The 7,541-nt window shown below is 65.6% G+C and carries 7 protein-coding genes; 4 read left to right on the top strand and 3 right to left on the bottom strand.

Features of this window, described 5'->3' with window-relative positions:
* Window positions 1–305 precede the first annotated feature (305 nt).
* The 4 genes from HMPREF0372_RS10265 to HMPREF0372_RS21045 all read left to right on the top strand — a co-directional run bounded on the left by HMPREF0372_RS10265 (window position 306) and on the right by HMPREF0372_RS21045 (window position 4,278).
* The gene (locus HMPREF0372_RS10265; protein WP_007491908.1) at window positions 306–953 is read left to right on the top strand and encodes a MerR family transcriptional regulator; all 648 of its coding nucleotides are present in this window, start codon (window positions 306–308) and stop codon (window positions 951–953) included.
* Window positions 934–1,254, top strand: coding sequence for a YbjQ family protein (locus HMPREF0372_RS10260; RefSeq protein WP_007491906.1), 321 nt, complete (start codon window positions 934–936; stop codon window positions 1,252–1,254). The genes HMPREF0372_RS10265 and HMPREF0372_RS10260 overlap by 20 nt, the downstream gene beginning before the upstream one ends.
* A gap of 35 nt (window positions 1,255–1,289) precedes the next feature.
* A complete protein-coding gene (locus HMPREF0372_RS10255; protein ID WP_039997209.1) occupies window positions 1,290–2,228 on the top strand; it encodes an alpha/beta hydrolase family protein in 939 nt (312 codons plus the stop codon).
* A 130-nt stretch (window positions 2,229–2,358) separates the two neighbouring features.
* Window positions 2,359–4,278, top strand: coding sequence for a S41 family peptidase (locus tag HMPREF0372_RS21045; protein WP_007491902.1), 1,920 nt, complete (start codon window positions 2,359–2,361; stop codon window positions 4,276–4,278).
* Between the two features lie 241 nt (window positions 4,279–4,519).
* Here HMPREF0372_RS21045 and HMPREF0372_RS10245 read toward each other — a convergent pair whose 3' ends face one another.
* From HMPREF0372_RS10245 to HMPREF0372_RS10235, 3 genes are all read right to left on the bottom strand, one after another.
* Window positions 4,520–5,314: an ABC transporter ATP-binding protein gene (locus HMPREF0372_RS10245; protein ID WP_007491900.1), complete on the bottom strand. Its 795-nt coding sequence runs from the start codon at window positions 5,312–5,314 to the stop codon at window positions 4,520–4,522.
* The gene (locus HMPREF0372_RS10240) at window positions 5,307–6,257 is read right to left on the bottom strand and encodes an ABC transporter permease (RefSeq protein ID WP_007491899.1); all 951 of its coding nucleotides are present in this window, start codon (window positions 6,255–6,257) and stop codon (window positions 5,307–5,309) included. Before HMPREF0372_RS10240 ends, HMPREF0372_RS10245 begins: the two co-directional genes overlap by 8 nt.
* Window positions 6,258–6,359: 102 nt before the next feature.
* The gene (locus HMPREF0372_RS10235) at window positions 6,360–7,355 is read right to left on the bottom strand and encodes an ABC transporter substrate-binding protein (protein WP_009257566.1); all 996 of its coding nucleotides are present in this window, start codon (window positions 7,353–7,355) and stop codon (window positions 6,360–6,362) included.
* Window positions 7,356–7,541: the final 186 nt, after the last annotated feature.

The following is a 7,541-nucleotide window of genomic DNA, read 5'->3' as shown; positions in this document are numbered from 1 at the left end:
ACGCTGTAACGCCCCCGCCGCACCGGCCTGTATGTGAGAAAACCGGGGAACGGCGCTGGAACGTAGGGGCGGGGCTTGTCCCCGCCCGGAGAGGATTTCCCCAGCGCAGGGGCATTGAGACGACCACCAGGACCGCCCCCACAGTTACCCAGAACCGTGAGAGGATCTGCTGGTACCCAGTCCGTTCATCAAAACAGCGGGTGGTAATTTCCCTCCCGCCGGTGTATACTACGGTTTCAGAAAGATTTTTCTTGACCTTCCACCCGGTAGAGGGTGTATGGTAGGGCTGTCAGAGGTGATACACAGTGAAGATCAACGAGGTCGAGCAACTGGTCGGCGTCACAAAGCGAAACATCCGCTTCTATGAAAAGGAGGGGCTTCTCTCCCCCGGCCGGACGGACAACGGCTACCGGGACTACGGCGAGGCGGACGTGGAGGCCCTGCGGAAGATCAAGCTGCTGCGGAAGCTGGACGTCCCCCTGGAGGAGATTCGGAGGATGCAGCAGGGCACCCTGACCCTCACCGACGGCGTGCGGCGGCACATCATCCAGTTGGAGCGGGCCCAGGACAACCTGGCCACCATGCGCTCCCTCTGCCAGGAGCTGGCGGAGTCGGGCGAGCAATTGGCCAGCCTGGACGCGGGCCGCTGGCTGGAGAAGATGGAGCGGATGGAGGAGGGAGGAACGCAGTTTATGAACATCCGAAAAAACGACATTGTCACCCGCTACGGCGGGACGGTGGCCGCCGCCCTGGTCTTCGTGGCCCTGATGGGCGGCCTCATCGCCCTGATGGTCTGGGGCCTGACGGTGGAGCCGGCGGAGGCCCCGCCCCTGGGGCTGATGCTCTTTCTGCTCGCCATTCCCGGCGTGGTCATCATCGGCGTGCTGCTGGCCCTGTGGCAGCGCATCAAACAGATTCGAGGAGGAGAAGAAGATGCTGCTTCTAAATATTGAGTATATTCCCGGCAAGAAAATCGAGGCCCTGGGCATCGCCAAGGGCAGCGTGGTTCAGTCCAAGAACTTCGGCAAGGACTTTATGGCGGGCATGAAGACCCTGGTGGGCGGCGAAATCGAGAGCTACACCCAGATGCTCACCGAGGCCCGGCAGATCGCCACCAAGCGCATGGTGGACGACGCGGAGGCCATGGGGGCGGACGCGGTCATCGGCATCCGCTACACCTCCGCCTCCGTCATGCAGGGAGCGGCGGAGATCACCGCCTACGGCACCGCCGTGCGCATCGCGGGCGAGGCGTAGGCGCACCTCCGCCCTATATGAAAGGAGGCCGTCTCATGCGCACCCTTCCCATCACTGTGGCCGCCGACGCGGATTATCCCCTCCCCGGCCTGCTCACCCTCCCCGACGGCGCGGGCCCCTTTCCCGCCGTCCTGCTGGTTCACGGCTCCGGCCCTCAGGACAGGGACGAGGCCGTGGGTCCAAACCGCCCCTTCCGGGATCTGGCCGTCGGGCTGGCCGCCCTCGGGGTGGCCAGCCTCCGCTACGACAAGCGCACCTTTGCCCACGGGAAGCGGCTGGCCGACGCCCTTCAGGGCCGCCTCAGCGTGGAGGAGGAGGTCATCCGGGACGCCCTGTGCGCCGCCGCCCTGCTGCGGGCAGAACCCCTGATCCGCCCGGACCGGGTCTATCTCCTGGGGCACAGCATGGGCGGCATGCTGGCCCCCCGCATCGACGCGGAGGGCGGCGCCTTCGCCGGGCTCATCTTCTGGGCGGGCACCCCCCGCACTCTGGACGCCCTGATCCTGGAGCAGAACGAGGCCTCTCTGGCGGCCATGCCCCCGGAGCAGCGCGCCGCCGCCGCGCCTCTGGTTCAGGCCCTGCGGGAGCAGTTCGCCGCCCTCCCCCGCATGGCGGAGGAGGACGCCCAGCACACCCACATCCTGGGGAACCTCTGGGCGTGGTACTTTAAGGAGATGCTGGCACACCCCCCGGAGGAGTACCTCCGCCGCCTGACCAAGCCCGTTCTGGTGCTCCAGGGCGACCGGGACGCCCATCTGTCGGTGGAGCGGGACTTCCGCCGTTACGAGGCCCTTCTGTCCGCCCACCCTGACGCCGCCTTCCATCTGTACCCCGGCCTGAACCACCTGTTCATGCCATCCCCCACCGGCACCATCGCGGAGGTTTTGCACGAGTACCAGCAGCCCCAGGCCGTGGATTCCCAGGTGATCGCGGATATCGCCCGCTGGATTCTGGCCCACGAGGGCGCCGGATGACATAATACCGGAGCGCGGGGCGCAGGCGTAAAAATGACAAATAGATACAAAATGGGAGTGGGCCTTGCGCCCGCTCCCATTTTGTCGTAGAATTGGGTTACATAACATATTTGTCCAAGGAGGCCCTCCTATGAAGCGTATGCCGCTCAGCCGCCTGTTTGCCCTCCCCCTGGCCCTGACCCTGCTCCTCTCTCCCGCCGCCCAGGCCCTCACCCCCGATCAGGCCCGGGAGCTGCTACAGGACTATTACATCGACGAGGTCCCCGAGGACGTTCTGGACCAGAACACCATCCAGGCCATGCTGGAGGCCCTGGGCGACCCCTACACCACCTACTTCTCTCCCGAGGAGTACGGGGCCTTTACCGGCTCCATGTCCGATACGGATACCGTGGGCGTAGGCATCTACTCGCTGGTCACGGCGGACGGGCCGCTGATCCAGCGGGTCTATGAGAACACCCCTGCCGCCGACGCCGGCCTCCAGCCCGGTGATCTGGTCACCGCCGTGGACGGCCGCTCCACCGCCGGGCAGGACGCGGGTACTGTGGCCGCCTGGCTCAAGGGCGACCCCGGCACCCGGGTGGAACTGTCCTACCGGCGGGACGGGGCGGAGTACACCGCCGTCCTCACCCGCCGGGCCATCACCGTCCCCGCCACCTATACCGAGCTGTGGGACGGCCACATCGGCTACATCGACTGCGACACCTTCGGCGGCGAGACGGTGGCCCACTTCGTCAGCGGCATGGAGGACACCGCCGCCGGAGCTGACCACTGGATCGTCGATCTCCGGGGCAACGGCGGCGGTGAGGTAGACGCGGCCATGGGCGCGGCGGGCTGCTTCACCGGCTCCGGCGTGCTGGCCTACCTCAAGGACAGCACCGGCGCCTACGGCGCGTATGGCAGCAACGACGACGCCCGCACCCTCTCCCCCGTCATCGTCCTCACCGACGGGGAGACCGCCAGCGCCTCCGAGCTGTTCGCCTCCGACATCCGGGACACCAATACCGGCATCCTGGTGGGCGGGCGCACCTTCGGCAAGGGAGTGGCCCAGACGGTTCTGGACCAACGCGCCCTGCCCGACTACTTCCCCGACGGGGACGCCATCAAGATCACCAGTTACCGCTTCTACGCCCCCTCCGGCTCCACCACCGACACCGTTGGCCTGATCCCCCACCTGCTGGTGGACCCCGATCTGGCCCCCGAGGTCGCCACCCTTCTCTCCGCCTCCAGCCCCAAGGGCTCCACGGAGGGCTATCTGCGTATCGACTTCAACTGGCGCTGGTATGTGGAGCTGGACACCGCCCTGAGTGAAGCACACCGGGACGCCTTTACCGCTCTGCTGGAGGCTCTGCCCGACGGCGTCCGGGTGCTGGAGGGCACCGGCGGCCCCGACGGCTGGGCCGACACCACCGTGGAGAAGCTGGTGGGGCGGTATGTCCTCACCAGTTACCGGGACCGCAGCTTTACCGACACCGCCGGCTCCCCCTACGCCGCCCAGATCGACCGGCTGGCCACCTACGGTATCCTGGCCGGAACCGGCGGCGGAGCCTTCCAGCCCGAGGGCTCCCTCACCCGCGCCCAGCTCTGCGCCCTGCTGGCCCAGGCCCTCAACTGCCGGGTTCCCACCGGCGAGAGCCAGTTTACCGACGTATCCATGGACGACTGGTACGGCCTGTGCGTCAACGCCGTGGCCCGGCTGGGCCTGGTGGAGGGCGTGGGAGAGGGCCGCTTCGCCCCCGACGCGCCAGTGAGCCACGAGCAGTTCATCACCATCATGGCCCGGCTGTCCCAGCGGCTCAATATGTATATGGACCTCACCCTGCAAGAGATGCCCGCAGACGCGGCGGAGGCTGCCGGGCTGCTCTCCTACTCCGGCTGGGCCAGGGACTCCGTCTGGCTGCTGGCCCTGAGCCAGAAGGGGCTGCTGGGCAACACCATCAACCTGCTGTGGGAGCCCCTGGAGGATATTGACCCGGCCGCCGTCACCACCCGGGAGGAGGCCGCCGCCCTGACCTGTACCCTGCTGAACTATTTCGGGATTCTTCCTTCTTAAACAGAGTGCCCCGCCGTCCACGGACGGCGGGGCACTCTGTTTGCTTTTACCGCTCAGGACAGCAGCAGCTTGTCGTCGGCCTTGTCCGAACCGCTGTGCCCCAGCCGGCCCGGGCCGACCGGGGGCCCCGGATTTTATCCCGCGCGGGCGGAAGTGAATTCCGCCCGCGGCAAGGTTTTGCCTCCGGCAAAACGCTTGCACGGCGCAGGCGCCGCCCCATCTGCGATGGGGAAGCCAGCGGCTACGACAGCAGCAGCTTGTCGTCGGCCTCGTCCGAGCCGCTGGCTTTGCTGAACAGCGCGAGGAGCTGCTCCACGGTCAGCTTCTTCTTCTCCTCCCCCGCGATATCCACCACAATCCGGCCGTCGTAGAGCATGATCAGGCGGTTGCCGTGGGCGATGGCATCGCGCATGTTATGGGTAATCATGAGGGTGGTCAGCTTATCCCGCTGCACGATCTTCTCCGTGGTGTCCAGAACCTTGGCCGCCGTTTTGGGGTCCAGGGCGGCGGTATGCTCGTCCAGCAGCAGGAGCCGGGGCTTCTTCAGCGTGGCCATCAGCAGAGTCAGGGCCTGCCGCTGGCCGCCGGAGAGCAAGCCCACCTTGCTGGTCAGCCGGTCCTCCAGTCCCAGATCCAGGATTTTCAGCAACTCCCGGTACTGCTCCCGCTCGGCGCGGGTGATGCCGGGGCGGAGGGAGCGGCTCTGCCCCCGGCGGGCGGCCAGGGCCAGGTTCTCCTCGATCTGCATGGTGGCCGCGGTGCCCATCATGGGGTCCTGAAACACCCGGCCGATGAACCGGGCCCGCTTGTGCTCCGGCAGGCGGGTCACATTCTGCCCGCCGATGGCGATGGAGCCGCTGTCCACCGGGTAGACGCCCGCCACCAGATTGAGCAGGGTGGACTTGCCCGCGCCGTTGCCGCCGATGACGGTGGCGAAGTCCCCTTCGTTGAGGGTGAGGGTGACGCCGTTCATAGCCCGCTTCTCGTTGATGGTGCCGGCGTTGAAGGTCTTATAAATTTCGCGCACTTCAAGCATGGGGAGCGCCCTCCTTCCGCACGGGCTTGGTGAAATAGCGGCCCTTCCAATAGGGGACGGCCAGGAACACCGCCACCACCAGGGCGGTGAGCAGCTTCAGATCGGTGGACTCCAGGCCCAGACGGAGCACCACGGTGATGACCACATAATAGATGATCGCGCCGATCACCGCGGAGAGCAGCTTGAGGGCGAAGTTGCGGAACACCTTGTCCAGCAGCACCTCGCCGATGATGACTGCCGCCAGGCCGATGACAATTGCGCCGCGGCCCATGTCGATGGTGGCGCTGCCCTGATACTGGGCCAGCAGGCCGCCGGCCAGGGCCACCAGGCCGTTGGACACCACCAGGCCCAGGACCTTGGCGGTGTTGGTGTTGATGCCCTGGGCCCGGGCCATGCTCTGGTTGGCGCCGGTGGCCCGCAGGGCGGAGCCCTGCTCCGTACCGAAGAACCAGTACAGCAGCGCGATCACCGCTGCCGTCAGCAGCACCAGCAGCAGCAGAGGGTTGTTCAGCGCAGGCTCCCGCACGTAGCGGGAGGACAGGAGCAGGTCGTTCTTGTCCACACTCACCGCCAGGGTGGCCTTGGTGGTAGCATTTTCATCCCCGATGGCCATGATGCGCAGGTTGATGGAGTAGAGGGCCAGTTGGGTCAGAATACCCGCCAGGATGGCGGGTATTCCGCAGGCGGTATGCAGCACACCGGTGGCCAGCCCGGCCAGCATACCCGCCAGCACCGCCGCCAGCACCGCCAGCCAGGGGTTCCAGCCCATGCTGACGCACAGGGCCGCCACCGCGCCGCCGGTGGCCAGGGAGCCGTCCACCGTCAGATCGGCCACATCCAATATTTTATAGGTGATATAGACGCCGATGGCCATAATGCCCCAGATCAGCCCCTGCCCCGCGGCGCCGGGCAGGGAGTTGAACAGGCTTACCAAAACATTCATCTTTCTTCATGCCTCCCGCTCGAAAGTGGATTACAGACAGGCACGTGCCAAAAAGCCGCGGGAAATGGAGGTCCATTCCCGCGGTTTTCTGACGTTTGCGCCTCACTCAATGGGCTGATAGCCGTCGGGCACCGTGATGCCCAGCGCCTCACAGTTCGCGGCGTTGTACATCTTGGTCACGGCCGTGTCGTACTGGATTGCCAGCTCGGACACGTCCGCCTCGCCGGTGAGGATCTGGACGGCCATCTCACCGGTGATACGGCCCAGCTCCTCATAGCTGATGGAGAGGGTGGCCACGCCGCAGCCGGAGCAGATGCCAGACTCGCCGCATACCACGGGCACCCCGGCGGGGATGACCACATTGGCGATGGTTTCGGTGTTGTTGGCCGCCGTGTTGTCGGTGGGGATATAGATCACATCGGAGCCGTCACAGGCAGACTGGGTCACGGCGGAGAGGTCGTTCACGTCGGTGAAGGCGTACTGGGTACAGGTGTAGCCCATCTCCTCCAGATAGCCCTGGATGGTCTCCACCTGAAACACGGAGTTGGGCTCGGCGGAGCAGTAGAGCAGGCCCACGTTCTCCGCGTCGGGGAACAGCTCCTGGAGCATGGCGGCCTGCTGGTCCAGCGGGGCCAGGTCGGAGGTGCCGGAGATGTTGCCGCCCAATACCTTGTCCTCTGTGCTGTCCAGGCCCAGGGCGATGCCGTAGTTGGTGATGGCGGTGCCCAGAATGGGGATGTCGGCGGTGGCGGACTGGGCTGCCTGGAGCGAATAGGTGGCGTTGGCCAGCATCAGGTCCACATTTTCCGACACAAAGCCGTCCACGATGGTGGCGCAGTTGTTGTACTCGCCGCCGGCGTTCTGCTCGTCAAACTTCACCCCATCCTCGCCGAAGGCCTCCACCAGAGCCGCCTTGAAGCCCCTGGTGGCCGCGTCCAGCGCGTCGTGGGGGGCGAGCTGGCAGATACCCACCAGATAGGCCTCCCCCCCGGAGCCGCCGGCGGGAGACTCATTCGGTTCGCCGTTTCCGCCGCAGGCGGTCAGGCCGACTGCCATAACGCCGCTCAGGGCAAAAGCGGCTAGTTTTCTTCCATTCATAATCAAGTTCCTCCAATCCCTACCGCTCTTTAGCAATTTTAACAGCTAAAGAATTAGCTGTGCCCTATTATAAGCACATCCGCCCGGTTTGTCAACGGGAAACTTCGTGATTCTTCACAGAAACTTCATCTTTCCCGCCCCTGATTTCCCGGTTTCTGTAGGTTTGTCAAACATATTGGACGGTGA

It is taken from the genome of Flavonifractor plautii ATCC 29863 (assembly GCF_000239295.1).
In the GTDB taxonomy this organism is placed as follows: Bacteria; Bacillota; Clostridia; order Oscillospirales; family Oscillospiraceae; genus Flavonifractor; species Flavonifractor plautii.
This window is presented reverse-complemented; position numbering and strand designations above follow the sequence as displayed.